24 protein-coding genes are annotated in these 25863 nt (G+C 70.6%); 16 read left to right on the top strand and 8 right to left on the bottom strand.

The genetic code is table 11. From position 1 onward, the window contains the following. Positions 1-18: 18 nt before the first annotated feature. The 7 genes from cobN to EL338_RS12360 all read left to right on the top strand — a co-directional run bounded on the left by cobN (position 19) and on the right by EL338_RS12360 (position 9151). Entirely contained in the window at positions 19-3609 is a 3591-nt protein-coding gene (cobN, locus tag EL338_RS12390) for a cobaltochelatase subunit CobN (protein WP_126334025.1), read from the top strand. Positions 3610-3650: 41 nt separating this feature from the next. Continuing rightward, positions 3651-4028: a PPOX class F420-dependent oxidoreductase gene (locus EL338_RS12385; protein WP_126334024.1), complete on the top strand. Its 378-nt coding sequence runs from the start codon at positions 3651-3653 to the stop codon at positions 4026-4028. A gap of 3 nt (positions 4029-4031) precedes the next feature. Continuing rightward, positions 4032-4415 carry a PPOX class F420-dependent oxidoreductase gene (locus EL338_RS12380; RefSeq protein WP_126334023.1) on the top strand — a complete coding sequence of 128 codons (384 nt, stop codon included), beginning with the start codon at positions 4032-4034 and terminating at the stop codon, positions 4413-4415. 40 nt (positions 4416-4455) lie between these two features. Further along, positions 4456-4935: an FxsA family protein gene (locus EL338_RS12375; protein ID WP_126334022.1), complete on the top strand. Its 480-nt coding sequence runs from the start codon at positions 4456-4458 to the stop codon at positions 4933-4935. 95 nt (positions 4936-5030) lie between these two features. Continuing rightward, the gene (locus tag EL338_RS12370) at positions 5031-6575 is read left to right on the top strand and encodes an amidohydrolase (protein WP_126336828.1); all 1545 of its coding nucleotides are present in this window, start codon (positions 5031-5033) and stop codon (positions 6573-6575) included. Further along, positions 6568-8403 carry an apolipoprotein N-acyltransferase gene (gene lnt / locus EL338_RS12365; protein WP_126334021.1) on the top strand — a complete coding sequence of 612 codons (1836 nt, stop codon included), beginning with the start codon at positions 6568-6570 and terminating at the stop codon, positions 8401-8403. The genes EL338_RS12370 and lnt overlap by 8 nt, the downstream gene beginning before the upstream one ends. Further along, positions 8393-9151 carry a polyprenol monophosphomannose synthase gene (locus EL338_RS12360; RefSeq protein ID WP_126334020.1) on the top strand — a complete coding sequence of 253 codons (759 nt, stop codon included), beginning with the start codon at positions 8393-8395 and terminating at the stop codon, positions 9149-9151. Before lnt ends, EL338_RS12360 begins: the two co-directional genes overlap by 11 nt. A gap of 31 nt (positions 9152-9182) precedes the next feature. Here the strand turns inward: EL338_RS12360 and EL338_RS12355 are convergent, their stop codons facing one another. Further along, a complete protein-coding gene (locus tag EL338_RS12355; protein WP_126334019.1) occupies positions 9183-9521 on the bottom strand; it encodes an RNA polymerase-binding protein RbpA in 339 nt (112 codons plus the stop codon). A gap of 142 nt (positions 9522-9663) precedes the next feature. Between EL338_RS12355 and EL338_RS12350 the strand changes: the two genes are divergently transcribed. Further along, positions 9664-9993, top strand: a complete 330-nt coding sequence (locus EL338_RS12350; RefSeq protein ID WP_179967199.1) for a hypothetical protein — start codon at positions 9664-9666, stop codon at positions 9991-9993. Positions 9994-10008: 15 nt separating this feature from the next. Here EL338_RS12350 and EL338_RS12345 read toward each other — a convergent pair whose 3' ends face one another. Then, positions 10009-10704: a hypothetical protein gene (locus tag EL338_RS12345; RefSeq protein ID WP_126334017.1), complete on the bottom strand. Its 696-nt coding sequence runs from the start codon at positions 10702-10704 to the stop codon at positions 10009-10011. A gap of 78 nt (positions 10705-10782) precedes the next feature. On the opposite strand from EL338_RS12345, the gene EL338_RS12340 reads away from it, so the two are divergent. The 5 genes from EL338_RS12340 to EL338_RS12320 all read left to right on the top strand — a co-directional run bounded on the left by EL338_RS12340 (position 10783) and on the right by EL338_RS12320 (position 18419). Next, entirely contained in the window at positions 10783-12288 is a 1506-nt protein-coding gene (locus tag EL338_RS12340) for a carboxylesterase/lipase family protein (RefSeq protein ID WP_126334016.1), read from the top strand. A gap of 49 nt (positions 12289-12337) precedes the next feature. Next, the gene (locus tag EL338_RS12335) at positions 12338-14302 is read left to right on the top strand and encodes a primary-amine oxidase (RefSeq protein WP_126334015.1); all 1965 of its coding nucleotides are present in this window, start codon (positions 12338-12340) and stop codon (positions 14300-14302) included. Positions 14303-14331: 29 nt separating this feature from the next. Then, positions 14332-16317 carry a DUF7064 domain-containing protein gene (locus tag EL338_RS12330; RefSeq protein WP_126334014.1) on the top strand — a complete coding sequence of 662 codons (1986 nt, stop codon included), beginning with the start codon at positions 14332-14334 and terminating at the stop codon, positions 16315-16317. A 204-nt stretch (positions 16318-16521) separates the two neighbouring features. Further along, positions 16522-17022 carry a gluconokinase gene (locus EL338_RS12325; RefSeq protein WP_126334013.1) on the top strand — a complete coding sequence of 167 codons (501 nt, stop codon included), beginning with the start codon at positions 16522-16524 and terminating at the stop codon, positions 17020-17022. Then, positions 17019-18419 (top strand): GntP family permease, encoded by a 1401-nt coding sequence (locus EL338_RS12320; RefSeq protein ID WP_126334012.1) that lies wholly within the window; start codon positions 17019-17021, stop codon positions 18417-18419. Before EL338_RS12325 ends, EL338_RS12320 begins: the two co-directional genes overlap by 4 nt. 23 nt (positions 18420-18442) lie before the next feature. Here the strand turns inward: EL338_RS12320 and EL338_RS12315 are convergent, their stop codons facing one another. The 3 genes from EL338_RS12315 to EL338_RS12305 are packed head-to-tail and all read right to left on the bottom strand — an operon-like array spanning position 18443 to position 20566. Next, the gene (locus EL338_RS12315) at positions 18443-19024 is read right to left on the bottom strand and encodes an RDD family protein (RefSeq protein WP_126334011.1); all 582 of its coding nucleotides are present in this window, start codon (positions 19022-19024) and stop codon (positions 18443-18445) included. A gap of 56 nt (positions 19025-19080) precedes the next feature. Next, positions 19081-19950, bottom strand: a complete 870-nt coding sequence (locus tag EL338_RS12310; protein ID WP_126334010.1) for a DoxX family protein — start codon at positions 19948-19950, stop codon at positions 19081-19083. 43 nt (positions 19951-19993) lie between these two features. Further along, entirely contained in the window at positions 19994-20566 is a 573-nt protein-coding gene (locus tag EL338_RS12305; protein WP_126334009.1) for a TetR/AcrR family transcriptional regulator, read from the bottom strand. A gap of 83 nt (positions 20567-20649) precedes the next feature. Between EL338_RS12305 and EL338_RS12300 the strand changes: the two genes are divergently transcribed. Next, a complete protein-coding gene (locus EL338_RS12300) occupies positions 20650-21333 on the top strand; it encodes a class I SAM-dependent methyltransferase (protein WP_126334008.1) in 684 nt (227 codons plus the stop codon). 6 nt (positions 21334-21339) lie between these two features. Here the strand turns inward: EL338_RS12300 and mmpH are convergent, their stop codons facing one another. Genes mmpH through manT form a run of 3 tightly spaced genes read right to left on the bottom strand, consistent with a single transcriptional unit; the run spans position 21340 to position 24372 of the window. Continuing rightward, a complete protein-coding gene (gene mmpH, locus EL338_RS12295; protein WP_126334007.1) occupies positions 21340-22410 on the bottom strand; it encodes an MMP endo-(1,4)-3-O-methyl-alpha-D-mannosidase in 1071 nt (356 codons plus the stop codon). Continuing rightward, positions 22397-23128 (bottom strand): class I SAM-dependent methyltransferase, encoded by a 732-nt coding sequence (locus EL338_RS12290; protein WP_126334006.1) that lies wholly within the window; start codon positions 23126-23128, stop codon positions 22397-22399. The genes mmpH and EL338_RS12290 overlap by 14 nt, the downstream gene beginning before the upstream one ends. Next, on the bottom strand, positions 23122-24372 hold the full coding sequence (manT, locus tag EL338_RS12285) for an MMP alpha-(1->4)-mannosyltransferase (protein WP_126334005.1): 1251 nt from the start codon (positions 24370-24372) through the stop codon (positions 23122-23124). The genes EL338_RS12290 and manT overlap by 7 nt, the downstream gene beginning before the upstream one ends. A gap of 148 nt (positions 24373-24520) precedes the next feature. On the opposite strand from manT, the gene EL338_RS12280 reads away from it, so the two are divergent. Both EL338_RS12280 and EL338_RS12275 read left to right on the top strand, forming a co-directional pair. Then, positions 24521-25099: an isochorismatase family protein gene (locus EL338_RS12280; RefSeq protein WP_126334004.1), complete on the top strand. Its 579-nt coding sequence runs from the start codon at positions 24521-24523 to the stop codon at positions 25097-25099. Continuing rightward, positions 25096-25863, top strand: a complete 768-nt coding sequence (locus tag EL338_RS12275) for a ketosteroid isomerase family protein (protein ID WP_126334003.1) — start codon at positions 25096-25098, stop codon at positions 25861-25863. The genes EL338_RS12280 and EL338_RS12275 overlap by 4 nt, the downstream gene beginning before the upstream one ends.

The raw sequence follows: 25863 nt of genomic DNA, 5'->3' as shown, positions 1-25863 counted from the left end.
GTGCGGTACGAATGGGGGGTGACCACCCCTTCCGCACCGACCGTGCTGCTGCTGTCGACCTCCGACACCGACCTGATCACCGCGCGCGCCAGCGGCGCCAACTTCCGGTGGGCCAACCCGTCGCGGCTGCTGGTCGACGATCTGCCCGAACTGCTGGCCGGTGTCGACGTCGTCGTGGTCCGCATCCTGGGCGGCTACCGGGCGTGGGAGGACGGCATCGACGCGGTGGTCGCCGGCGGCGTGCCCGCGGTGATCATCAGCGGCGAGCAGGCGCCGGACGCCGACCTGATGGAGCGCTCGACGGTGCCGGCCGGCATCGCCGTGCAGGCCCACGTCTACCTGGCCCAGGGCGGCGTCGAGAACCTCACCAACCTGCACGCGTTCCTGTCCGACACGGTGCTGATGACCGGCGTCGGGTTCGAGCCGCCGGTGTCGACGCCCACCTGGGGCGAATTGACCCGCACCGCAACGACTTCGGTGTCCGACGACGCCCCGACGGTCGCGGTGCTGTACTACCGGGCGCAGCAGTTGGCCGGTAACACCGCCTACGTCGAGGCGCTGTGCGCGGCCCTCGAGCACGCCGGCGCCCGGCCGCTGCCGCTGTACTGCGCATCGCTGCGCACCGCCGAACCCGAACTGCTCGACCGGCTGCGCACCGCGGACTCGATGATCGTCACCGTGCTCGCCGCCGGCGGCGCGCGCCCGGCCACCGCCTCGGCCGGCGGGGACGACGACAGCTGGAACGTCGAACACCTTGCCGCCCTGGACATCACGATCCTGCAGGGGCTCTGCCTGACCTCGCCGCGCGACCAGTGGGAGGCGAATGACGACGGCCTGAGCCCGTTGGACGTCGCCACCCAGGTCGCGGTCCCGGAGTTCGACGGGCGCATCGTGACGGTCCCGTTCTCGTTCAAGGAGATCGACGACGACGGGCTGATCTCCTATGTCGCCGACCCGGAACGCTGCGCCCGGGTCGCCGGCCTGGCCCTGCGGCAGGCCCGGCTGCGCCACATCCCGACCGCCGACAAGAAGGTGGCCCTGGTCTTTTCGGCCTACCCCACCAAGCACGCCCGGATCGGCAACGCCGTCGGCCTGGACACCCCGGCCAGCGCGGTGGAACTGCTGCGCGCGATGCGCACGGCCGGCTACCAGATCGGCGAGGTGCCCGGCGTCGACAGCGGCGACGGCGACGCACTGGTGCACGCGCTGATCGAGCGCGGCGGTCAGGACCCCGACTGGCTGACCGAGGGCCAACTGGAAGGCAACCCGATCCGGCTGCCGGCCCGCGAGTACCGGCAGTGGTTCGCCACGCTGCCCCAGGATTTCGCCGACGCCGTCGTCGAGCACTGGGGCCCGCCGCCCGGCGAGCTCTTCGTGGACCGCAGCCGCGATCCTGACGGCGAGATCGTCATCGCCGCAATGCAATCCGGTAACGTCGTGCTGCTGGTGCAGCCACCGCGCGGCTTCGGCGAGAACCCGGTGGCCATCTACCACGACCCAGACCTGCCGCCCAGCCACCACTACCTGGCGGCCTATCGGTGGATCGACACCGGCTTCGGCGCCGACGCCGTGGTGCACATCGGCAAGCACGGCAACCTGGAGTGGCTGCCCGGCAAGACGCTGGGCCTGTCGGCCTCCTGCGGGGCGGATGCGGCGCTGGGCGACCTGCCGCTGATCTACCCGTTCCTGGTCAACGACCCGGGGGAGGGCACCCAGGCCAAGCGCCGCGCCCACGCGGTGCTCGTCGACCACCTGATCCCGCCGATGGCGCGCGCCGAGACCTACGGCGACATCGCGCGGCTCGAGCAGCTGCTCGACGAGCACGCCAACGTCTCCGCGCTGGATCCGGGCAAGCTGCCGGCCATCCGCCAGCAGATCTGGACGTTGATGCGCGCGGCCAAGATGGACCACGACCTGGGCCTCGAGGACCGGCCCGACGAGGACTCCTTCGACGACATGCTGCTGCACGTCGACGGTTGGCTGTGCGAGATCAAGGACGTGCAGATCCGCGACGGGTTGCACATCCTCGGCCAACCGCCCACCGGCGAGGCCGAATTGGATCTGGTGCTGGCCATCCTGCGGGCCCGCCAACTGTTCGGCGGCGAACACTCCGTGCCGGGGCTGCGCCAGGCGCTCGGGCTGGCCGAGGACGGCAACGACGCCCGCGACTCCGTCGACGCCGCCGAGGACAAGGCCCGCGCGCTGGTGGCCGCCCTGCAGGACAGCGGCTGGGATCCCGCCGCGGTCGACGGGCTCACCGACGACGCCGAGGTGGCCGCGGTGCTGCGGTTCGCCGCCACCGAGGTGGTGCCGCGGCTGGCGGGCACCTCCGCCGAGATCGAGCAGGTGCTGCGCGCCCTCGAGGGCCGGTTCATCGCGGCGGGCCCGTCCGGCTCGCCGCTGCGCGGGCTGGTCAACGTGCTGCCGACGGGCCGCAACTTCTACTCGGTGGACCCCAAGGCCGTGCCGTCGCGGCTGGCCTGGGAAACCGGTGTGGCCATGGCGGATTCGCTGCTGGCCCGCTACCGCGAGGACTACGGCCGCTGGCCGGAGTCGGTGGGCCTGTCGGTGTGGGGCACCAGCGCCATGCGCACCTCCGGCGACGACATCGCCGAGGTGCTGGCGCTGCTGGGCGTGCGGCCGATCTGGGACGACGCCTCGCGGCGGGTGGTCGACCTCGAGGCCATCCCGATCGCCGAACTGGGCCGGCCCCGCATCGACGTCACGGTGCGCATCTCGGGGTTCTTCCGGGACGCCTTCCCGCACGTGGTCACCATGCTCGACGACGCGGTGCAACTGGTCGCCGGGCTCGACGAATCGGCCGAGGACAACTACGTGCGGGCGCACAGCCAGGCCGACCTGACCGAGCACGGCGACGCGCGCCGCTCCACCACCCGGATCTTCGGGTCCAAGCCGGGCACCTACGGCGCGGGCCTGTTGCAGCTCATCGACAGCCGGAACTGGCGCGACGACAACGATCTGGCGCAGGTGTACACGGCCTGGGGTGGCTTCGCCTACGGCCGCGACCTGGACGGCGCGCCGGCCGCCGACGAGATGACGCGTGCCTACCGGCGGATCGCGGTGGCCGCGAAGAACACCGACACCCGCGAGCACGACATCGCCGATTCCGACGACTACTTCCAGTACCACGGCGGCATGGTCGCCACGGTGCGCGCGCTCACCGGCAAGGATCCGGCCGCCTACATCGGCGACAACACCCGCCCGGACGCGGTGCGGACCCGCACGTTGAGCGAGGAGACCACCCGGGTGTTCCGGGCGCGGGTGGTCAACCCGCGGTGGATGGCGGCCATGCGCCGGCACGGCTACAAGGGCGCCTTCGAGATGGCCGCCACGGTGGACTACCTGTTCGGCTACGACGCGACCGCGCACGTGATGGCCGACTGGATGTACGAGCAGCTGACCCAGAGCTACGTGCTGGATCCGGAGAACCGCAAGTTCATGACCGAATCCAACCCGTGGGCCCTGCACGGCATGGCCGAGCGGCTGCTCGAGGCCGTGGACCGCGGCATGTGGGCCGAACCGGACGCGGCGACGCTGGCCGGCCTGCGGCAGGCGCTGCTGGAGGCCGAGGGGGACCTGGAGGGCTGACGGGCGGTGTCCGGTCGGCGGCGCCCTATAGATTCGGAGGAATGGCCCTCACCTTCGCCGATATCGCCGGCGCCGAGTACATCCTGTTGACGACGTTCACCAAGGACGGCCGGCCCAAGCCCACGGCCATCTGGGCCGCGCCCGACGGCGACGGCCTGATCGTCATCACGCAGGCCAAGTCCTGGAAGGTCAAGCGGATCCGCAACACCCCGCGGGTCACCCTCGCCAAATGCGACATGCGGGGCAACCCCAAGAGTGAGGCCGTGGAGGCGCAGGCCACGGTCAACGAGCACCGCACCGCCGACGCCTACCGCGCGATCGGGTCCCGCTACGGGCTGATGGGCAAGGCGTTCAACTTCTTCTCCAAGCTGCGCGGCGGGATGAAGAACAACGTCGCCCTCGAGATCCGACCGGTCTGAGCGATGGCGCCGACGTTCCGCGAGGTCGCAAAGTCCAAGTATCTGCTGCTGACCACGTTCACCAAGGACGGCCGACCCAAGCCGACGGCGGTCTGGGGAGTGCCCGAGGGCGACACGCTGGTGATCATCACCGACGCCGGGTCCTGGAAGACCAAGCGGATCAACAACACCCCGCGGGTGACCATCCAGAAGTGCGGCGCACTGGGCAGTCCCAAGGGCGCACCGGTGGAGGCGGTGGCGCGCAACCTGCCGGCATCGGAAACCCGGCGCGTCTACGACGCGGTGGTCCGGCGGTACTGGTGGCATGCCTGGTGGTTCGTGCCGCATTCGCTGGTCCGCGGCGGCATCGGCAAGGTGCACTCCGCGATCGAGGTCCAGGCCGCGTGAAAGCCCGGAACCTCACGCCGAGCCGAGACGTTGTCCCGTCATGGTGATGCGCATGTTCGTCCTGTACGTGGTCATCGAGATGGCGGTGATCATCGCGCTGACCGCGACCATCGGCTTCGGCTGGACCGTGCTGGCCGTGCTCGGCGCGTTCGTGCTGGGACTGGTGCTGGCCGGCTCGCAGGTGCGTCGGCAGCTGAGCCAGCTGCAACGCGGCCTCGCCAATCCCGGCGCCACCGACCCCGGCGCGCAGGTCACCGACAGCCTCCTGGTGGCCCTCGGCACGCTGCTGGTGTTCGTCCCCGGACTGGTCACCACCGCGGTCGGGCTGCTGATGCTGGCCCCGCCGACCCGCTCGGCCATGCGTCCGCTGGCCGCCGGCCTGGCCACCCGCGGGCTGTCCCGCCACGTGATGTTCGTCGGCGGGCGGCGCGACTACATCGACGGCGAGGTCGTCGACGTTCACGATCACGGCACCTCGCCGGTGCGGACACGCCCGGCGATCCTGCCCGAGCCCGAATAGCGGACTTCGCCCGGCCGCCGAGTACGTTCTCCAGCGTGACGACGCTTCTGACCGGTGGACGCATCTACAGCCCCACCCACCCCGACGCGACCGCCATGGCGGTGCGCGGCGACGTCATCGCCTGGATCGGCAGCGACCAGGTGGGACGCGATCAGTTCCCGGAGGCCCGGGTGGTCGACCTCGCCGGTGCCTTCGTCGCCCCGGCCTTCGTCGACAGCCACGTGCACGTGACCGCCACCGGGCTCACCCGGTTGGGCCTCGACCTGCGCGAGGCCACCTCCAAGGCGCACTGCCTGCGGCTGATCGCCGACCATGCCGCGGCCTGCGGGTCCCAGGACGTGGTCTGGGCCCACGGCTGGGACGACTCGGACTGGCCCGACGGCGCGCCGACCACCGCCGAACTCGACGCCGCGGTGCAGGCCCGCCCCGCGTATGTGGCCCGGGTCGACGTGCACTCGGCACTGGCCTCCACCGCGCTGCGCGTCCGCGCGCCCGAACTGGCCGCGGCCGCCGGATTCGACGCCGACGCAGCACTGACCGCCGAGGCCCATCACCGCGTGCGCGCCGCCGCCCGGACCCTGCTGCCGCCCGAGCAGCGCGCACAGGCCCGGCGCCTCGCGCTGGACGCGTTCGCCGCCGCCGGTGTCGTCGCGGTCCACGAATGCGCGGGCCCGGACATCGGCGGTCTCGACGACTGGCGGGAGGTGCGCGCCACCCGCCACGCGGTGGAGGTGACCGGCTACTGGGGCGAGGCGGTCCGCACCGCTGCGCAGGCCCGCGCGCTGATCGACGCCACCGGGGCCCGCGGCCTGGGCGGCGATCTGTTCGTCGACGGCGCCCTGGGGTCGCGCACCGCGTGGCTGCACGAGCCCTACGCCGACGCCCCGCACACCTGCGGCAACAGCTACCTGGACGACGACGCGCTGAGCGCCCACCTGTCGGCCTGCACCGAGGCCGGGATCACCGCGGGCTTCCACGTCATCGGCGATCGCGCCGTCGACGCGGCCGTCGCCGCGTTCGCCCGGGTGGTCGAGGTGCACGGCGTCGCCGCGGTCGCCCGCTGCGGCCATCGGCTCGAACACCTGGAGATGGTGACCGACGCGCAGGCCGCCCAGCTCGGCAGCTGGGGCGTCATCGGCAGCGTGCAACCCAATTTCGATGCCCTCTGGGGCGGTCCCGAGGGCATGTACGCGCGCCGGTTGGGCGGTGCGCGCGCCGAGCGGCTGAACCCGTTCGCGCTGTTAGCATCCCAAGGCGTGCCACTCGCTTTCGGCTCGGACGCGCCGGTCACGGACATCGACCCGTGGCACACCGTGCGCGCCGCGACGGCCCACCACACCGCGGGAAGTTCGATCTCGCCCCGGGCGGCATTCGCCGCCGCCACCCGCGGCGGCTGGCGCGCGGCCGGGATCCGCGACGGGGTCACCGGCACCCTGGTGCCCGGCGCACCGGCGTCCTACGCCCTCTGGCGGGTCGACGAGCTGGAGGTGGCCGCGCCGGCCGATGCGGTGCAGCGCTGGTCCACCGAACCGGGGTCCCGGGTGCCCGCGCTGCCGCGCTTGGGCCCCGACGACGCGTCGCCGCGCTGCCTGCAGACGGTCCACCGCGGCGCGGTGATCTACGGCGCCGACGATGGCTAGCGGCGAGCGTCGGGACCCGAAGCTGGCGGCGAGCCAGGCCGAGGTCACCGACATCATCCCGGCGGTCTCCGACGACGCGCCGATCAGCGACGCGTCCGCGGCGCCGGAGGACCCCGCACCCGAGGCGGCCCCGCCGCCGAGTCGGCTGACCCGCTTCGGCGGCTGGCTGCTCCCGCGCTGGCCCCGCATGCTCGCCGCGGTCGCCGCGGGTGCGCTGCTGAGCGCGAGCTTCGCGCCGCTGGCCTGGTGGTGGGCGGCCGTCGTCGGCTTCGTCGTGCTCGGCGTCGTGCTGACCAGACCGGCCACGACCGCCGCCGGCGGGTTCGGCTACGCCTACCTGACCGGGTTGGCCTTCTATCTGCCGCTGCTGCCGTGGATCAGCGGCCTGGTCGGCGCCGTGCCGTGGCTGGCGCTGGCCGCGGTGTGCGCGCTGTTCCCGGCGGTGTTCGGCCTGCTCGCCGTCGTGGTCCGCGGCCTGCCCGGCTGGCCGCTGTGGTTCGCCTTCGTCTGGGCGCTGGTGGAATGGTTCAAGGCCAGCTTCCCGTTCGGCGGATTCCCCTGGGGCATCATCGCTTTCGGGCAGACCACCGGACCGCTGCTGCCGCTGGCGCAGCTGGGCGGCGCACCGCTGGTCTCGGTGGCGGTGGCGCTGCTCGGGTTCGGTCTGGCGGCCCTGGGCCTGGCGTTCCTGGACTGGTGGCAACGCAAGGACGCCCGCGACGTGGCCCCGCCCGCGGTGGTGCTGCCCGGGGTGTGCGTGGCGGTCGTGCTGATGGTGACCGCGCTGGTCTCACCCGGGGTGCGGCAGTCCGGCGCCGGGTCCGGGGATGATCCCGGCGTGACGGTCGCCGCGGTGCAGGGCAATGTGCCGCGCCTGGGCCTGGAGTTCAACGCTCAGCGCCGCGCCGTGCTCGACAACCACGTCACCGAGACCCTGCGACTGGCCGAGGACGTGCGCACCGGGCGGGCCGCCGCGCCGCACTTCGTGATCTGGCCGGAGAACTCGTCTGACATCGACCCGCTGGCCAATGCCGATGCCGGCGAACAGATCGCCCGCGCCGCTCGAGCCATCGGGGTGCCGATCCTGGTCGGGGCCGTGGTGTCGCATCCGGACTGGTCCCGCGACAACCCGGCGGCCAGCAACACCGTCATCGTCTGGGATCCCGAGGACGGCCCGGGGGAGCGCCACGACAAGCGCATCGTGCAGCCGTTCGGGGAGTACCTGCCGTGGCGCGGGTTCTTCCGGCTGCTGTCGCCCTACGCCGAGCGCGCCGGCTACTTCGTCCCCGGCGACGGCGATGGTGTCGTGGACGCGGCCGGTGTGCCGGCCGGGGTGGCGACGTGCTGGGAGGTCATCTTCGACCACGCCGTGCGGGAATCGGTGCGCAGCGGCGCCCAGCTGCTCGCGGTGCCCACCAACAATGCCACCTTCGACGCGACCATGAGCGAGCAGCAACTGGCCTTCGCGCGCCTGCGCGCCGTGGAACACGACCGGTACACCGTCGTCGCGGGTACCACCGGCATCAGCGCCGTCATCGCGCCGGACGGCCGCGAACTGGCCCGTACGGAGTTCTTCCAGCCCGCCTATCTCGACGCCCAGGTGCGGCTGAAGACCAGTCAGACCCCGGCCACCACCTGGGGGCCGGTCATCCAGTTCGTCCTGGCCGGGCTGGGCGCCGCGGCAGTGTTTGCGGCTCTGATTCTGGCGATCAGGCAGAATGGTGGGCTGACGCGTCCGACTCGTCGGCGCCGAAATCGACCGCAGACCGACGAGAGCGCGGGCCGGACCGCCGCCGAGACCACCCCCGAGGAGCCACATGACCAGTGAGCGCCCCAGCCAGCGCGCTCTGGTGATCATCCCCACCTACAACGAGCTGGAGAACCTCCCGCTCATCGTGGGTCGGGTGCATGACGCATTGCCCGACATCCACGTCCTGATCGTGGACGACGGCAGCCCGGACGGCACCGGCAAGCTCGCCGACGAGCTCTCGCTGGCCGACCCGGACCGCATCCACGTGATGCACCGGACCACCAAGGACGGCCTCGGCGCCGCCTACCTGGCCGGCTTCGCCTGGGGCCTGAACCGGCAGTACTCGGTGCTGGTGGAGATGGATGCCGACGGCAGCCACGCCCCCGAACAGCTGCATCGGCTGCTCGACGCCGTCGATGCGGGCGCGGACGTGGCGATCGGCTCCCGCTACGTCGAGGGTGGCTCGGTACGCAACTGGCCCGTGCGGCGGCTACTGCTGTCCAAGACCGCGAACACCTATTCGCGGCTGCTGCTGGGCGTCGACATCCACGACATCACCGCCGGCTACCGCGCCTACCGGCGCGAGGTGCTGGAGAAGATCGACCTGAGCGCCGTGGACTCGAAGGGCTACTGCTTCCAGATCGACCTGACCTGGCGCGCCATCAACAACGGCTTCAAGGTCGTGGAGGTGCCGATCACCTTCACCGAACGTGAACTCGGCGTGTCGAAGATGAGCGGCTCAAACATCCGCGAAGCCATGATCAAGGTGGCCCAGTGGGGTATCGGGGGCCGCCTCGACCGGGCTCGCGGAGCTCAGTTCCAGTAAGCGCGGTCAGCGCTCGGTTCCAGTAGGCGCCTCAGCTGCCGCGGCGGCGGGTCTTGATGATGTCGAGGCGCTCCTTGAGCAGCTCCTCGAGCTCCTCGATGGAGCGACGCTCGAGCAGCATGTCCCAGTGCGTCCGCGGCGGCTTGACCTTCTTGGCCTCCGGCGCCTCGCCCTCGAGCAGCGTGCCTTCCAGGCCGTTCTTGCACAGCCAGGTGCCGGGGATCTCGGCGTCGTCGGCGAACGGAACGTCGAATTCCTCACCGTTGTCGGTGCGGTACCGCGCGATCTGACGCGGCGCCAGGTCGTGGTTGCGATCGGTCTCGTAGCTCACGGCCCCGAGCCGACTGCCCCTCAATACACGATCAGCCATCGTCATCACTCCCTATCAGCACAAAGTTCACCGGTATCAACGTCGCGGACGCCGACGAAGTTCCCCGGCGAGCGTCGACGCGACGAGTCCAACCGTCAAGGATACCGGGAAACCTATGCGCCGGAGTCTAGAGTCGGGTCCCGTGGCACGTCGCAACCGTCCGCAACCCTGTCGGTGGTGCGGCAGAGAGGTCGCCGAGACCCCCATGGGCCGGCGCCGGCAGTACTGCCGGCAGTCGTGTCGGCAGCGGGCCTACGAGCAGCGCGCACAGGTCAAGGGCACGGCGCTGCCCGCCGACGCCGTCGTGCTGTCCGCCGAGGAGGCGGCCGCGCTCTCCGATCGGGTCTTTCAGGTCCGCTGCGCCGCCGAGGACGTGGCCACGGCCATCGATGAGGGCGCCGACAGCACCGAACTCAAGGAACTCTGCGCGGCGCTGCTCGATGCCGCCAAGGCCGCCGACGGCTGGCGCTGAGCACTACTCGCAGGGCTACTCGCAGGCGTACCGGACGCCGACGAACTCGGGCGGCTCGACCTCGCGCAGGCACCCGAACGGTTGGACCCCGGCGTCGCTGAGCGCGACCGCCGTGCGGTGGGCGAAGTTCACGCAGAACAGGCCGTCGGGATCCGAGCGGCACTGATAGTCGCCGAACCGCAGCGTGCTGCCGTAGGGGAGTTCGGCACCGGTGCCCGCGCTGAACTGACCGGGATCGGCGCGCACCGCACCCACCTGGACGGCCGCGCCGTCGAACTCGACCCACCCGCCGATCCACTCGCCGTAGGCCTCGGCGGGCCGCGGTGGCGGATCCGTCAGGGACACCAGGCAGGCCAGCGCACCGTCGGACTTCTCGTCGGTCATGCACTGGGTCTTGCCCGAGGGCGTGACGAAGGCGACCTGGTCGCCCAGCTCGGTGGTGACGCCGTCGCGGGTGGCGCGGTCGAAGTCCGACACGTCGCCGGCCGCGCCCGCCTCGACCCACCGCGTCACCCCCGGCATCGCGGCACCGGGGGTGGGAGCGGCCGTCGGAACGGCGGAGGTGGGGGTGGTCGTCGCAGGTGAGGACGGCGCAGCCGAGGTCGACCGCGACGGGATCGGCGTCAGGCTCGACGGCGCCGACGCGTCGTCGCCGGCGCTCGAACAACCCGCCAGCAGCAGCAATGCGGCGGCCAGCACAGGAATCCGCATGCCCGCCACGTTAGCGGCATCGGCACGCCGGGCCGCGCAGGCGCCAGTACGACCGGGCGTTTCGACTACCGTCAAGTCATGCACGATCGCATCGTCCGCGTGTCGACCGAAGCCGGTCTGGTCGAAGGCTTCACCCGCGACGGCGTCCATCGCTGGCGCGCCATTCCCTATGCCGAACCGCCCGTCGGGGCGCTGCGGTACCGCGCACCCCGGCCGGCGCGCCCGTGGCGGGGTGTCCGGCACTGCCACGCCTTCGCCAACTGCGCACCGCAGCAGCGCAGGTACACCATGACCGGCCCCGGCCGCTATCAGCCGATGAGCGAGGACTGTCTGACCCTCAACGTGGTCGCCCCGGAGCGCCCGGCCGAGGGGCCGCTGCCGGTCATGGTGTTCATCCACGGCGGCGCCTACACGCTCGGTAGTTCGGCGACCCCCATCTACGACGGGGCAGCGCTGGCGCGCAAGGGGTGCGTCTACGTCTCGGTGAACTATCGGTTGGGGGCGCTGGGCTGCCTGGACCTGTCCGCGTTGTCGACCGACGAGTATCCGATCGACTCGAACTTGTTCCTGCGCGACCTGGTGTTGGCGCTGCAGTGGGTCCGCGACAACGTCGCGGCCTTCGGCGGGGACCCGGACAACGTCACGATCTTCGGGGAGAGCGCCGGCGCGCAGGCCGTGCTCACCCTGCTGGCCGCGCCGACCGCGAAAGGGCTGTTCGCCCAGGCGATCTCGGAGAGCCCGGCCGCGGGGATGACCAGCTCACCGGAGATCGCCGCGCAGTATGCGCAGCGTTTCGTCGGGCTGATCGGCGCGCGCCCGAGCGACGCGGCCCACGCACTGATGCATGCCGCGCCCCGCGATCTGGTCAACGCCCTGGACCGGCTGATCGCCGACACCTCCGACGAGGTGCTCGGCGCGTTCCCGGCCGGCCCGACCTACGGCGACGACCTGCTGCCGGTCGAGCCGATGGAGGCCATGCGCACCCGGCGCGCCGCCGCGGTCCCGCTGATCGTCGGGACCAACGCCGACGAGGGAAAGCTGTTCACCCGCTTCCTGAAGCTGCTGCCCACCACCGAGCACGCCGTGGAGGCGGTCCTGGGCGGCGCGGGGTCGGCCACCCGGGACCGGATCATCGACGCCTACCCGGACTACCCGGCCCGCAACGCCTGTGTGCGCATCGGCGGCGACTTCGCGTTCGGCGCCGCGGCCTGGCAGGTCGCCGAGGCGCGCGCGGAAACGGCCCCGACCTACGTGTACCGCTACGACTACGCGCCGCGCCCGCTGCACTGGTCGGGCCTGGGCGCCACCCATGCCACCGAACTGTTCGCGGTGTTCGACATCTACCGGACCCGGGTGGGCGCGGCGTTGACGCTGGCCGGGGACCGCAGCGCCGCCCGGCGGGTCAGCCGCGACGTGCAGTCCCGCTGGCGTTTGTTCGCCCGGACCGGCACCCCCGGCGAGGGTTGGCCCGCCTACACGCTCACCGAGCGGCCGGTGATGGTGTTCGACCGGCGCTCGCGGCTGGAATACGATCCGCATCCCGAACGGCGCAGCGCCTGGAACGGTTTCACGCTGGCGAACTGATTGCGCCAATCACGCCCCCGGCGCGGATTCTTCGACCGAGGATGGGGGCATGGACGACACCGCCGCGCACCGCACCGGCCGCCATCCGCTGGATCCGCTCTCGGCCGACGAGTTCCGCGCGGTCGCCGAGATCCTGCGCGGCCGCGGGGTCGACGCGGGCTGGCGGATCACCAGCATCGAGATGCTCGAGCCGGGCAAGGCCGAACTCGCCGCCTTCGAGGACGGCGGGCCCCGGCCGGCGCGCCGGGCCGTGGCGCTCTGCCTCGACCGTGCCGCGAACGCCACCTACAAATCCGCGGTCTCGCTGAGCGACAACCGAATCGAGTCCTTCGAGCATATTCCGGGCGTGCAGGCCAACTTCACCGTCGACGAGTTCGCCGAATGCGACCGGATGCTGCGCGAACATCCCGACGTCATCGCGGCCCTGGCCCGGCGCGGGATCACCGACATGGATCTGGTGTTCATGGACACCTGGACCTACGGGGCGGCGGTCGCGCCCCCGGAATACCGCGACCGCCGGTTGGGCTGGTCGGACACCTGGGTCCGCAAGGAGCCCGGCGCCAACCCGTATGCGAGTGCCGTCAGCGGCTTTCACTGCGTGATCGACCTCAACGCAATGGAACTGCTGCGTATCGAGGACACCGGGCCGTTCGCCGAGGGGACGCCGCTGCCGCAGAGCATGGGGGAGTACATCCCGGCGCGGATCCCGGAACTGCTGCGCGACCGGTGGCAGCGCGAGCCGCTCAAACCCCTCGAGATCACCCAACCCGAGGGCCCGTCGTTCACCCTGGAGGGCAACCTGCTGCGCTGGCAGAACTGGAGCCTTCGGGTGGGGTTCAACCATCGTGAGGGCATGACGCTGCACCAGGTCCGCTACCGCGACGGCGACCGCGAACGCCCTGTCGCCCACCGGATGTCGTTCGCCGAGATGATGGTTCCCTACCGGGACCCCAGCGACGATCACTACCGCCGCACGGCCTTCGACATCGGCGAGTGGGGACTGGGCTTCATGACCACGTCGCTGACGCTGGGCTGCGACTGCCTCGGTGAGATCCGTTACCTGGACGCCACATTGCACGACAGCAGGGGCGAGCCGTACACCATCGCCAACGCGGTGTGCATCCACGAGGAGGACAACGCGGTGCTGTGGAAGCACGTCGACCACGACACCGGCGCCGAGGTCCGCCGGATGCGTCGGCTCACGGTGTCCTGCCATGTCACGGTGGCCAACTACGAGTACCTGGTGTACTGGCGCTTCCACCAGGACGGCAACATCGAATGCGAGATCCGGGCCACCGGGATCATGGTCACCACGCCGCTGCCGCCGGGCCGCGACGGCCACCCCAACGGCACCGTGGTCGACGAGCGCACCTACGCGCCGTTCCATCAACACTTCCTGGTGGCCCGTCTCGACCTGGACGTCGACGGCACCGACAACACCGTCTTCATGACCGAGACCGTGACCGAACCGATGGGACCGGACAACCCGTACGGCCTGGCGCTGGTGCAGCGCAACGTGCCGCTGCGCACCGAGTCCGAGGGCATGCAGGACATGAACTTCGCCACCCAGCGGGCCTGGAAGGTGGTGAACACCAACGTGGTCAACGGCCTTGGCGGCCACCCGTCCTACAAGCTGGTCCCCGGCGGCGCCCTGCCGGCGATGTTCGATCCGCAGTCGCCGGTGTTCGCCCGCGCGACGATGATCGGCCACACCCTGTGGGTCACGCCGAATCACCCCGACGAGCGCTGGCCGGCAGGCGAATTCGTCAACCAGTCGAGCACCGATACCGGGCTGGGCGCCTGGACGCGGGCCAATCGGTCCATCGACAACACCGACGTGGTGCTGTGGTACGTGTTCGGAATCCACCACATCACCCGGCCCGAGGAGTGGCCCATCATGTCGGTGGACGTCGTCTCGTTCTGGCTCAAGCCGTCGGGTTTCTTCGACCGCAATCCGGCCCTCGATGTCGCGGCCACCCCGGCCGCCTGTCATGGCGCCGGACCCCGGCACTGACCGCTTGACACCTGTCATAGGTTGAGGGCGTGCAGAACCATGTCAACGATGCCGTGCTCGAGCGCCCTTCCGACCTGACCGCCCCGTGGCTGACCGAGGTGCTCGGCGCCGGCACCGTGGAGTCCTGGACCACCGAGCGGATCGGCACCGGGCAGATGAGCGAGTGCTACCGCGTGACGCTGGACTACGCCGACGGATCCACCGGGCCGGCCTCGGTGGTCCTCAAGGTCGCCGCCAGCGAGCCCACCAGTCGCGAGACCGGCCACAGCCTCGGACTCTACGAACGCGAGGTCCGGTTCTACACCGATATCGCACCGCGCCTGCACGGCCCCATCGCGCAGTGCTATCACGCGGCCTTCGACCCCGAGACGGGCATCTTCGATCTGGTGCTCGACGACGCCGCCCCGGCCGAACCGGGCAACGAGATCCTCGGCGCGACGGTGGAACAGGCGCTGCTGGCGGTCACCGAACTCGGCCGCATCCACGGCTCGCTGCGCGGCGACGACAAGATCGCCGGCGCGGACTGGCTCAACCGCGAGGCCCCGGTCAATCAGGCTCTGCTCAGCGCGCTGTATGCGGCCTTCACCGACCGCTACGCCACGCAGATGAGCGACGAGCAGCGCATGGTGTGCGACCGCCTGGTGGCCGGTTTCGACGAGTACATGGTGGGCGAGGCCGACGGCCCGCAGGGCCTGGTGCACGGCGACTATCGACTGGACAACATGCTGTTCGGCACGGAGGGAGCCAAGCGCGCACTGACGGCCGTGGACTGGCAGACCGTGACCTGGGGACCGGCGTTCACCGACCTGGCCTATTTCCTGGGCTGCGCCCTGCCGACGGAACTGCGCCGGGAGCACTTCGAGAAATTCATCAGCGCCTACCTCGACGGCCTGGGACCGGAGTCGGGTCTGGTCGAGGTCGACGTGCGCGAGGGCGTGCGCCGGCAGAGCTTCTTCGGGGTGATGATGGCGATCGTGTCCTCCATGCTGGTGGGACAGACCGAGCGCGGCGATCAGATGTTCATGACCATGCTCGGGCGGCACTGCGCGCAGGTGCTCGACACCGACGCGCTGGCCATCCTGCCGGCGCCGGCTGCCCCGGAACCGCTGCGCCCCAACGAGTCCGACGAGTTCGCCCACGAACGCACCGACGAGGCGCTGTGGAACGAGAGTTGGTACTTCGACTTCGTCGACCCGGCCGCGGACCTGGGCGGCTGGCTGCGGCTGGGCCTGTACCCGAACGAGGACCACGCCTGGGTCAACGCGATGCTGTGCGGCCCGGACCTGCCGACCATCGCGCTGAACGATTTTCGCGCCGAGGTCCCGGCCAACCCGTTCGCGGTGCGGACCGCGAACAGCACGCTGACCCAGGAGGTGCTCGAACCGCTGCGCTCCTACCGCGTCACCGCCACCGGACGCGGCCAGGCCTTCGAGGATCCGGCGGCGCTGCTGCGCGGCGAAAGCGGTCGCGACGTGGACGTGTCGATGGATCTGGTGTGGACCACCACCGGAACCCCGTACCAGTACCGCATCACCCCGCGTTACGAGATCCCCTGCGCGGTCAGCGGAACCGTCACCGTGGGGGAGCGGACCTACACCATCGCCGACGTTCCCGGCCAGCGGGACCATTCCTGGGGCGTGCGGGACTGGTGGAGCATGGAGTGGGTGTGGAGTGCGCTGCACCTGGACGACGGCACCCACCTGCACGGCGTGGACATCCGCATCGACGGGATGCCGCCGATCGGCATCGGGTACGTGCAGCGGGGCGACGAGCTCACCGAGCTGGATTCGGTACGCGCCGAGGAAGTGTTCGCGCCCAACGACTTACCGGTCTCGACCGCGCTGACGCTGCAGCCCGGCGATGTGGTGGCCACCGCGGAGGTGGTGGCGCACGCCCCGGTTCGCCTCGAGGCACTCGACGGCCGGGTCAGTCACTTCCCGCGGGCATGGGCGAAGATCACCACCGCCGACGGGCGCACGGGCGTGGGCTGGTTGGAGTGGAATCGCAACCGCTGAATCAGCCCAGTTCGACCAGCGCATCCAACAGGTTGGCGTGTACTTCGCCGACGATGTTCGCCTCGGCCACGCGCTCATGCTGTCATAATCCCGCTCCGCGCGAACGACGTTGCGTGTTCGGGTGACCATGCTTGCAATAGACCGACCGTGCGATGACACTGAGTGGGTCCCACCCGCGCGCGGTTGGCCTAGGAGGCAACACATATGGGCTCTCCGATCGTTGTCATGGGGGTTTCCGGTTCCGGAAAGTCGGTGGTGGGGGCCGCGCTGGCACAACGTTTGCGGGTCCCGTTCGGCGATGCCGACGACTTCCATCCCGAAGCGAACATCGCCAAGATGTCGGCCGGGCACCCGCTCGACGACGACGACCGCTACCCGTGGCTCGAGCGGATCGGTCAGTGGCTCGCCGACCACGGCGACGGCGGTGTCGTCGGATGTTCGGCGCTCAAACGCAAGTACCGCGACCAACTGCGCAGCCACCACCCCGAGACAGTGTTCCTGCACCTGACCGGCAGCATCGAGTTGATCGGCCGCCGCCAGGCGAGCCGGCCCGGGCATTTCATGCCGGCCTCGCTGCTGCAGTCCCAGTTCGACACCCTCGAGAATCTCGGCGACGACGAGCAGGGTATCGAGATCGACGTCGACCAGAGTATCGATTCGATTGTCGATGAATACATTTCGAGGACCGGACAGGGGACGCCATGACCTCGACGCTGAGCGTGCTGGCCCAGGACAAGCCCGAACTGGTCGAACCCGTCGCCTCCGGCGGTCAGCTGATCCTGGCGTTCCTGGCCGGCATCGCCGTCATCGTCGTCCTCATCACCGTCGTCAAGCTGCACCCGTTCCTGTCGTTGATCTTCGGCGGGCTGACGGTCGGCCTGGTCGCGGGCGAGGGCCTGGACACGGTGCTCGCGTCCTTCTCCGACGGGTTCGGCTCCACGGCGGCCGGGGTGGGCATCCTGATCGCCCTGGGCGCGATGTTCGCCAAACTGCTCGCCGACTCCGGCGGCGCCGACGAGATCGTCGACACCATCATCGGTGCGGCCTCGCCCCGGATGTTGCCGTGGGCAATGGCGCTGGTGGGCGCGATCATCGGCCTGCCGATGTTCTTCGAGATCGGCCTGGTGCTGCTGATGCCGGTGATCTACCTGGTGGCCCGGCGCTCGGGGCTGTCGCTGATCACCGTCGGCGTGCCCGCGCTGGCGGGTCTGTCGGCCATGCACGGGTTCGTGCCGCCCCATCCCGGACCGTTGACCGCCGTCGGCCTGCTCAACGCGGACCTCGGCATCACGCTCGGACTCGGGATCCTGGTGGCGATCCCGACGATCGTGGTGGCCGGCCCCTTGTTCGGCAAGCTGGCCGGCCGCTGGGTGATGATCGAGGCGCCGGACACCTTCGACGCCGACGAGTTCGGCGACGACCCGGACCGGCGCCGCCCCTCGTTCGGGATCACGTTGTTCTCGGTGCTGTTGCCCGTCGTGCTGATGATGGGCAAGGCGCTGGCCGAGATCTTCATCGCCGACGAATCCGATCTGGTGCGCCAGACCCTGTCCAGCCTCGGTACGCCCACCATCGCCCTGCTGCTGGCGGTGATCGTCGGGATGTTCACCCTCGGCCGCGGCGGCGGAATGACGCGCGAGCAGGTCACCAAGGCCGTCGAGGCCGGCTTGCCGGGTGTTGCGGGGATCATCCTGATCGTCTCCGCCGGCGGCGGTTTCAAGCAGGTGCTCGTCGACAGCGGCATCGGCACGCTGCTGGCGCGGTGGGCCGAGAGCGCGAACATCTCGGTCCTGGTGCTGGCCTGGGTGCTGGCCGTGCTGATCCGCCTGGCCACCGGTTCGGCGACCGTCGCCACCATCACGGCGTCGTCGTTGATGCTGGGCCTGACCGAGGGCATGAGCACCGGTCAGGTGTCGCTGGTCGTGCTGGCCGTCGGCGCCGGTTCGCTGTTCTTCTCCCACGTCAACGACGCCGGGTTCTGGTTGGTCAAGGAGTACTTCCGGATGTCGGTCGGTCAGACCATCAAGACCTGGTCGATCATGGAGACCGTGCTATCGGTGTCGGGCCTGCTGGTGGTGCTGGCCCTGGACCTGTTCATCTGACCCGCGCCGAGATCCGAACCGAATCAGCTCTGCACCACCTGGGTGCCGCCGGCCAACTCGTCGTGCTTGCCCTGCTTGGTGGGGCTGCCGCTGATGGTCACCGCGATGACGATGTAGGCGATCGGCGCCAGGATCCATCCCAAGCACGGCACCAGTTGCAGCAGGGTGAAGATGTTGCGCACCGCGGCCTGGCGGGCGTCGGGCTTGGGCGCGCCGCCGACACCGCGCACGCTCAGTCCGAGCAGCTTCTTGCCCGGCGTCCAGCCCTTGTTCGTCTCGAACAGCACGAAGTAGACGAACATCAGTAGCCCGGAGAACAGGCCCGTCACCATGATTCCGGTGTTCACGCCCGCGATCTGGCCGTCGCCGAGACCGCCGAAGAGCCAGCCCAGCAGGCCGGCGGCGATGCTGACGATGATGCCGTCGATGACGCGCGCGAGGAATCGCATGCCCAGACCGCCGGGCTTGCCGGGCGCCGGGGGATAGCCGCCGTACTGCGGCGGCGGATATCCACCCGGCTGGCCGTAGGGCGGTGGGGGCGGCGGATACCCGCCGGGCGGCCCGTAATGGGGCGGATTGTTCGGATCGAAGTCACCGGTAGACATGGCCGCCAATCTACCGTCGCGGCCCTGCGCCGGTGGCGAACCGAACAGGTCGACGATCAGCCTCGGCGACGGGCGCGGGCGCGTTTGCGCGCCTCGGCGGCGGCCTCCTCGCCCTGCTGCCGGGCCGCGTGGGCCAGTTCCCCGCCGCGGTCGCGGGCCGTCTCGGCCAACTCGCCGCCGCGCTCGCGGGCCACGTGGGCGAGTTCGCCGCCGCGCTCGCGGGCGACGTGGGCCAGTTCGCCGCCGCGCTCGCGGGCCACGTGCGCCAGTTCGCCGGCCAACTCGGCGCCGCGCTCGCGGGCGGTCTCGAGCAGCGGCGCGGATCGTTCGGCCGCCACGCTGGCGAGTTCCTTGCCGCGTTCGGCGCCGACGTGCAGACCCTCGCTGAGTCGATGTCCGACGCGTTCGCCGAACTCACTGTCGAGCAACGAGTTCGAGCCCCCGGAGCCGGGCAGCGCCGAGCTGACGGTGTCGGTGAGCTTGGCGGCGGCGCGGCGACCGCGCCAGCCCAGCGAGGGCTTGCCCGCGGTATCGGCCGAGGCGATCATCAGACCGCCCAGCAGGCTCACGTCGGTGAGGAAGTCGCGGCGCTTGCGGGCCTTGACCTCCGGGTCGGTCTCCTGCCAGAACATATGCGCACCAAGGTTTCCCGGGATCACGGTCGCGGCCAACACGGCCGAGGCCAGCCGCGGGACCTTGCCGGTGGCCAGCAGCACGCCGCCGCCGATCTGGACCGCGGCATTGATCCGGGCCACGGTCTCGGCGTTCTGCGGAACGTTCGACGAGACCGGTTCGGGCAGTTTCTGCAGCCCTTCGAGGGTGGGTTGCGCCGCATCGGCGGCGGGTTTGGGGCTGCGAAGCGCGTCCACCCCCTGGCCGATGAATGCGGTAGCCAACAGCGGACGAGCGATTCTGCGTAGCAACATGCCGGGGGTGTTCCCCGCCGCGGTACCGGACAAACCTGGCCGGTCAGGACAGCAGCAACCGCGCGGAGCGCTCCAGCACATCGGCGATCTGCTGGTAGGACGCGTGGCCGATGCCGGCGCGCACCAGGGCCCCGGCGTACAGCAGTTCCAGGGAGTCGACCAGTTCCGGATCGGCGTCGGGCCCCAGTGCCGCGGTCAGCCGGCGGTTGATCTCGGCGCCGATCCGCAGGCGGAGATGTTCGACGTCGGGATCCTTGCCCAGCAGCGCACTGGTGACCGCCCCGGCCAGTTCGGGCTCGTTGGCCAGCAACAGTGCGATGTGGCGCAGGACCGCCACCACCCGGTCCGTGGCATCCGGTGCGTCGTTGGACGGTGCCGGGGTGGTCGCCAGCCGGCGCCAGAACACCTCGGCGACCAGATGTTCCTTGGAGGAGAAGTAGGTGTAGGCCGTCGCCGCGCCCACCCCGGCTTCGGCGGCGACCATCCGGATGGTCAGCCCGGCGAATCCCTCGCGGCTCAGCACCTCGACCGCGGACCGTCCCAGCCGGTCGACGGTATCGGCCTGTTTGGCCGTAAGACGACGACGCGTCGCCTCCCGAGTTACCGGTTCGGACACATGTCCGGACGCTACTACAACCCGATGGGGCGGGCAACAATGCGCGCTGGCCACAGCCATTCCCGACGCGATAGGTTGCCTATATGACCGACACCGCCGCCACCGCCGGCGCGCAAACACCCGAGACCACCCGACGTCTGTTCGAACTGGCCGACCGCGTGATCGGGTTCATGCCCGCCGACGAGGGCCGGGCCCTCTACGAGGCCGCCCGCACCTACCTCGACGGCGGCGCCGGGGTCGAGATCGGTACCTACTGCGGCAAATCCACCGTGTTGCTCGGGGCGGCCGCCGCCGAGACCGGCGGTGTGCTGTTCACCGTCGACCACCATCACGGTTCGGAGGAACATCAGGTCGGTTGGGAGTACCACGACGCCACCATGGTGGACCCGAAGACCGGGTTGTTCGACACGCTGCCGACCTTCCGCCACACCCTCGACGAGGCCGCACTGGCCGACAATGTGGTTGCGGTGGTGGGGAAGTCGGCCGTGGTCGCGCGGCACTGGAACACGCCGCTGCGGTTGCTGTTCATCGACGGCGGGCACACCGAGGAGGCCGCGCACCGCGACTTCGACGGCTGGGCCAAGTGGGTGCAGCGCGACGGGGCGCTGGTCATCCACGACGTGTTCCCGAATCCCGCCGACGGCGGACAGGCACCCTTCCAGATCTACCGGCGCGCGCTGGAAAGCGGTCAGTTCCAGGAAGTCTCGGCCACCGGAACGCTGCGGGTCCTGCAGCGCAGCGCGGGTTCGGCCGGCGAGAAGGTCTGACGAGCCTCAGCGTTCGGCGCTGACGCACCGGCAGTCGAACTCGCCCTCGAGGCCGCGGGGCAGCGCGGCGTCCCGGAAGATCGCGGCGCCGGCCGTCGCGCCCGAGAGCGCATCGGCGGCCAGCACCACCGCCGCCCCGGTCCAGGTGGTGCGCTCCACCGGCCAGCGCTTGCCATCGGCGTACACCAGACCGGTCCAGTAGGACCCGTCGCGCTCGCGCAGGTGTTGCATGTTCGCGAACTGTTCGAGGGCGCGGTCCCGATCGCCGAGGACATCCAATGCCAGGACCAGCTCGCAGGTTTCGGCGCCGGTGACCCACGGCCGGTCGCTGACGCACCGGATGCCCAGCCCTTCGACCACGAACTCGTCCCAGCGCGCCGCGATGCGGTCCTCGGCCTGCTGACCGCGCATCGCGCCGCCGAGGATCGGGTAGTACCAGTCCATCGAGTGGCGCGGTTTCTCGGTGAAGGCGTCGGGGTGGTCGGCGATGGCGTGACCCAACCGCCCCAGCGCCAACTCCCACGCCGGCTGGGCCTGGCCCAGGTGGTTGGCCAGCGCGACCGCACAGCGGATGCTGTGATAGATGCTCGCCGAACCGGTCAGCAGCGCCTCCGGCAACGGCCCGGAAGGCGACTGCGCCCAGCAGATCTCGCCGCCGGCGCGCTGCAGGCCCAGGACGAAGTCGATGGCCCGGGCCACCGTCGGCCACATCGTCTCGGCGAACGCGTCGTCGCCGGTGACCAGCACGTGATGCCACACCCCGGTGGCGATGTAGGCGCAGAAGTTGCTGTCGCTGTTGGCGTCCTCGATCACCCCGGCGCGGAACTGGATGGGCCAGGACCCGTCGGCCCGCTGCTCACGGCGGCACCAGTCGTAGGCCCGGCGCGCCGGTTCGAACAGGCCCGCGGTGCTCAGCGCCATCGCGCACTCGACGTGGTCCCACGGGTCGGTGTGCCCGGTCGGCGACCACGGGATCGCACCCGTGGGCTCCTGGGTGGCCGCGATCGAGGTCGCGGTGGCCAGGCACTGCTCGGCGCTCAGTACTCCCGGGACCTCGGGCAACTCAGACCAGGGCAACGTCCACCGCCGGCTTGTCGAAGTACAGCGCCACGCTCTTGCCGATCAGCGGGTTCAACGCGGCCTCGGCGACCCGGGTCAACAGCGGCCGCTGCATCATGTCCCACACCAGCAGCCGGTGATAGGCGCTGACCGCCGGATGCTCGGACTCCTCCACGCCCACAGCGCATTTGAGCCACCAGAACGGCGAGTGCAGGCTGTGCGCGTGATGGGTGTGGGTGAACTTCAGGCCCCGCGCGGCGATCTTGTCGCGCAACTCATCGGCCTTGTAGATGCGGATGTGGCCGCCCTCGTTGGCGTGGTACTCGTCCGACAGCGCCCAGCAGATGCGTTCCGGCAGCCAGCGCGGCACCGTCACGGCCAGCTTGCCGCCCTTCTTCAGGACCCGCACCAATTCCGCGATCGCGGCGTCGTCCTCGGGGACGTGCTCGAGGATCTCCGAGGCGATCACGCAGTCGAAGGTGCCGTCCGCATAGGGCAATTCGAGCGCGTTGCCCACGACCGCCTCGGCGCGCGCCGACGGCGGCACCTCACCGGCCTCGGCCATGGCCTCGAACATGGTGGCCACCTCGGCCATGTCGGTGGCGCTCTGATCGAACGCGACCACCTCGGCGCCGCGGCGGTAGGCCTCGTAGCTGTGCCGTCCGGCGCCGGCACCGACGTCGATCACCTTGACGCCGGGTCCCACCCCGAGCCGGTCGAAGTCGACCGTCAGCATGCGCGGCGCCGTTCGATCGCGCGCTCGTAGACCGCGACGGTCTGGGCCGCCACCGACTCCCAGCTGTAGACGTCGAGCGCGCGTTGCCGTCCCGCGATGCCGATCTCGTAACGCCGTTCCGGGGAGTCCAGCAGGCGGCCCAGCGTGGCGGTGAGTTCCTCGACGTCGCCGGGGGTGACCAACTCGGCGCATGCGCCCTGGGTGCCGAGCACCTCCGGTAGCGCCCCGGCGCGGCTGGCGACGATCGGGGTCCCGCTGGCCATCGCCTCCACCGCCGGCAACGAGAAACCTTCGTAAAGCGAGGGGATGCAGGCGATCTCGGCCGAGGCCAGGAGGCCGGCCAGCTCCTCGTCGGACACCCCGCTGGAGATGTGCACGATGTCGGCGATGCCGAGTTCCGCGATCTGTTTCTGGGTGGGGCCGTTGCTCTCCAGCTTGGCCACCAGCTGCAGTTCCACGTCGCGTTCGGTACGCAGCTTGGCCACCGCCTGCAACAGGTTCGAAACGCCCTTGAGCGGCACGTCGGCGCTGGCGATGGCGATGATCCGGCCCGGCACCCGCGGTTCCAGGGTGGGTGCGAACACCTCGGTGTCCACGCCCAGCGGCACCACCCGCAACTGCTCGGGGCGCACGCCGAAGTCCTCGGCGATGTCGGCGGCCGAGGTGCTCGAGACGGTCAGCAGGTCGGGGATCTGCTTGGCCACCCGCTTCTGCATCTCGGCAAAGCCGTACCAGCGGTGCACCAGCGGTTTGCGCCACCACCGCGCGGCAGCCAGATCCAACACGCGGTCCCGGGTGATCGGGTGGTGCACGGTGGCCACCACCGGCAGGCCGGACTCGGCGATCTTCAGCAGACCGGTGCCCAGGCTCTGGTTGTCGTGAACGATGTCGAACCGGTTCTCGGGGTCCCGCTGCCGCTCGGCCAGCAACCGGGCCGCCCGCAGGCCGAAGGTGCGCGGTTCGGGGAAACCCGCCGTCCACATGGTCGCCAGCTCGAGCAGGTCGATGCTGGTGCGCAGTTCGCTGGGCCGGGGGACCCGGAACGGGTCGGGTTCGCGGTACAGATCCAGGCTGGGCACTTTGCGCAGCGTGACGCGCGGATCCAGGCCGTCGGGATAGGGCTGCCCGGAGAACACCTCGACGTGGTGGCCCAGTTCGACCAGACCGCGGCTGAGGTGGCGCACATAGACCCCTTGCCCGCCGCAGTGGGTCTTACTGCGATACGACAGCAACGCGATACGCATGCTCAAGCCACCCCACTGTTCTGTCTGGACATGTGTCCAGACCTTAATTCGCCTGGCTAGCGAGTGCAACGCGCACCCGTCTGACCAGGCCAGAGACCGTAACGCGGGACCCGTTCCGCTGCGCCGGGCGAGCCGTTACGGTGGTGTCATGCGCGCGTTGATCGTCGTCGACGTCCAGAACGACTTCTGCGAGGGCGGATCGCTGGCCGTCACCGGGGGCGCCGCGGTGGCCCGCGCGCTCACCTCCCGACTGGCCGGCGAACACGGCTACGACCACATCGTGGCGACGATGGATTTCCACATCGACCCCGGATCGCACTTCTCCGAGACCCCCGACTACCGCGAGTCCTGGCCACCGCACTGCGTGGCGGACTCGCCGGGCGCCGAGTTCCACCCGGACCTCGAGACGGCGGCCATCGAGGCGGTGTTCCGCAAGGGCGCCTACTCGGCGGCCTACAGCGGCTTCGAGGGGACCGACGCTCACGGCACGACCTTGGCCGACTGGCTGCGGCAGCGCGGCGTCGAGGCCGTCGACGTGGTCGGCATCGCGACCGACTACTGCGTGCGCGCCACCGCGACCGATGCCGCCGCGGCCGGTTTCGACACCCGGGTCCTGCTGGACCTGACGGCGGGGGTGGCCGCCGATTCCACCGCGTCCGCGGTGTCGGATCTGCGCCAGGCGAACATCGAAATCATCACGGACTCCACGGATCTCAGCATTCGATGACCCTCGACGAAGCGCAGTTGCTGGCCGCTGTCGAGCGCTCCCCGGAAGCTGCCGGCCGCCACGATCGGCAGGCCTGGGTCGGGTTGTTCACCGGTGACGGCCGGGTCGAGGACCCCGTCGGGTCGGCGCCCCACGTCGGCCACGCGGCACTCGGCCGGTTCTTCGACACGTTCATCGCCGGGCGCGACATCGTGTTCCACCGCGACCTCGACATCGTGTGCGACCGCACCGTGATCCGGGACATGACGCTGGCCATCGCGATGGGTCCGCAGGTGCGGATGGCGGTGCCCGCGGTGCTGCGCTACGACCTGCGCGAGGACGATGACGAGCTCAAAATCGCTTCGCTGCAGGCGCATTGGGAGCTGCCGCCGATGCTGCTGCAGTTCCTCGGCAACGGCCTGGCGGCGCTGCCGGCCGGATTCGCCCTGAACCGGGCGCTGCTGACCAACCTGGGTGTCGGCGGGCTGCTGGGATTCCTGCGGGGCCTGCGGCGGCCCGGTCCGCGGCAACGGGAGGCCCTCGTGGAGGCGCTGACCGCGCTGTCGGTCGGCGACGAACTCGGCATCCGGCGCAGCCTGGGCACCGCGCGGTTGTCGGTCGACCTCGACGAACTGCGGACCCGCTGCTACGGCGCCAGCTGGGCCAAGGTGATCGCGGCCGGCCAGTCGGTCACCGCGACGGTGCACGCCGCCGACCGCCGGATGGTGGTCATCGCCGACTTCGCCGGCCGCGCCGCCATCGAACGGCTCCAGGTCTTCGGTTGA

The organism is Mycolicibacterium chitae (genome assembly GCF_900637205.1).
Classification (GTDB): domain Bacteria; phylum Actinomycetota; class Actinomycetes; order Mycobacteriales; family Mycobacteriaceae; genus Mycobacterium; species Mycobacterium chitae.
The sequence above is the reverse complement of the archived record's forward strand: the minus strand, read 5'-3'. Positions and strand labels throughout refer to the sequence as shown.

Coding starts and splice junctions, on each gene's coding strand:
- EL338_RS12280 (WP_126334004.1), top strand. CDS start 24,521: ATGCGCGCGTTGATCGTCGTCGACGTCCAGAACGACTTCTGCGAGGGC.
- EL338_RS12300 (WP_126334008.1), top strand. CDS start 20,650: ATGACCGACACCGCCGCCACCGCCGGCGCGCAAACACCCGAGACCACC.
- EL338_RS12375 (WP_126334022.1), top strand. CDS start 4,456: ATGGTGATGCGCATGTTCGTCCTGTACGTGGTCATCGAGATGGCGGTG.
- EL338_RS12385 (WP_126334024.1), top strand. CDS start 3,651: ATGGCCCTCACCTTCGCCGATATCGCCGGCGCCGAGTACATCCTGTTG.
- EL338_RS12325 (WP_126334013.1), top strand. CDS start 16,522: ATGGGCTCTCCGATCGTTGTCATGGGGGTTTCCGGTTCCGGAAAGTCG.
- EL338_RS12340 (WP_126334016.1), top strand. CDS start 10,783: ATGCACGATCGCATCGTCCGCGTGTCGACCGAAGCCGGTCTGGTCGAA.
- EL338_RS12320 (WP_126334012.1), top strand. CDS start 17,019: ATGACCTCGACGCTGAGCGTGCTGGCCCAGGACAAGCCCGAACTGGTC.
- manT (WP_126334005.1), bottom strand. CDS start 24,372: ATGCGTATCGCGTTGCTGTCGTATCGCAGTAAGACCCACTGCGGCGGG.
- EL338_RS12370 (WP_126336828.1), top strand. CDS start 5,031: ATGGCGGTGCGCGGCGACGTCATCGCCTGGATCGGCAGCGACCAGGTG.
- EL338_RS12355 (WP_126334019.1), bottom strand. CDS start 9,521: ATGGCTGATCGTGTATTGAGGGGCAGTCGGCTCGGGGCCGTGAGCTAC.
- EL338_RS12345 (WP_126334017.1), bottom strand. CDS start 10,704: ATGCGGATTCCTGTGCTGGCCGCCGCATTGCTGCTGCTGGCGGGTTGT.
- lnt (WP_126334021.1), top strand. CDS start 6,568: ATGGCTAGCGGCGAGCGTCGGGACCCGAAGCTGGCGGCGAGCCAGGCC.
- EL338_RS12335 (WP_126334015.1), top strand. CDS start 12,338: ATGGACGACACCGCCGCGCACCGCACCGGCCGCCATCCGCTGGATCCG.
- EL338_RS12380 (WP_126334023.1), top strand. CDS start 4,032: ATGGCGCCGACGTTCCGCGAGGTCGCAAAGTCCAAGTATCTGCTGCTG.
- EL338_RS12310 (WP_126334010.1), bottom strand. CDS start 19,950: ATGTTGCTACGCAGAATCGCTCGTCCGCTGTTGGCTACCGCATTCATC.
- EL338_RS12275 (WP_126334003.1), top strand. CDS start 25,096: ATGACCCTCGACGAAGCGCAGTTGCTGGCCGCTGTCGAGCGCTCCCCG.
- EL338_RS12315 (WP_126334011.1), bottom strand. CDS start 19,024: ATGTCTACCGGTGACTTCGATCCGAACAATCCGCCCCATTACGGGCCG.
- EL338_RS12290 (WP_126334006.1), bottom strand. CDS start 23,128: ATGCTGACGGTCGACTTCGACCGGCTCGGGGTGGGACCCGGCGTCAAG.
- EL338_RS12360 (WP_126334020.1), top strand. CDS start 8,393: ATGACCAGTGAGCGCCCCAGCCAGCGCGCTCTGGTGATCATCCCCACC.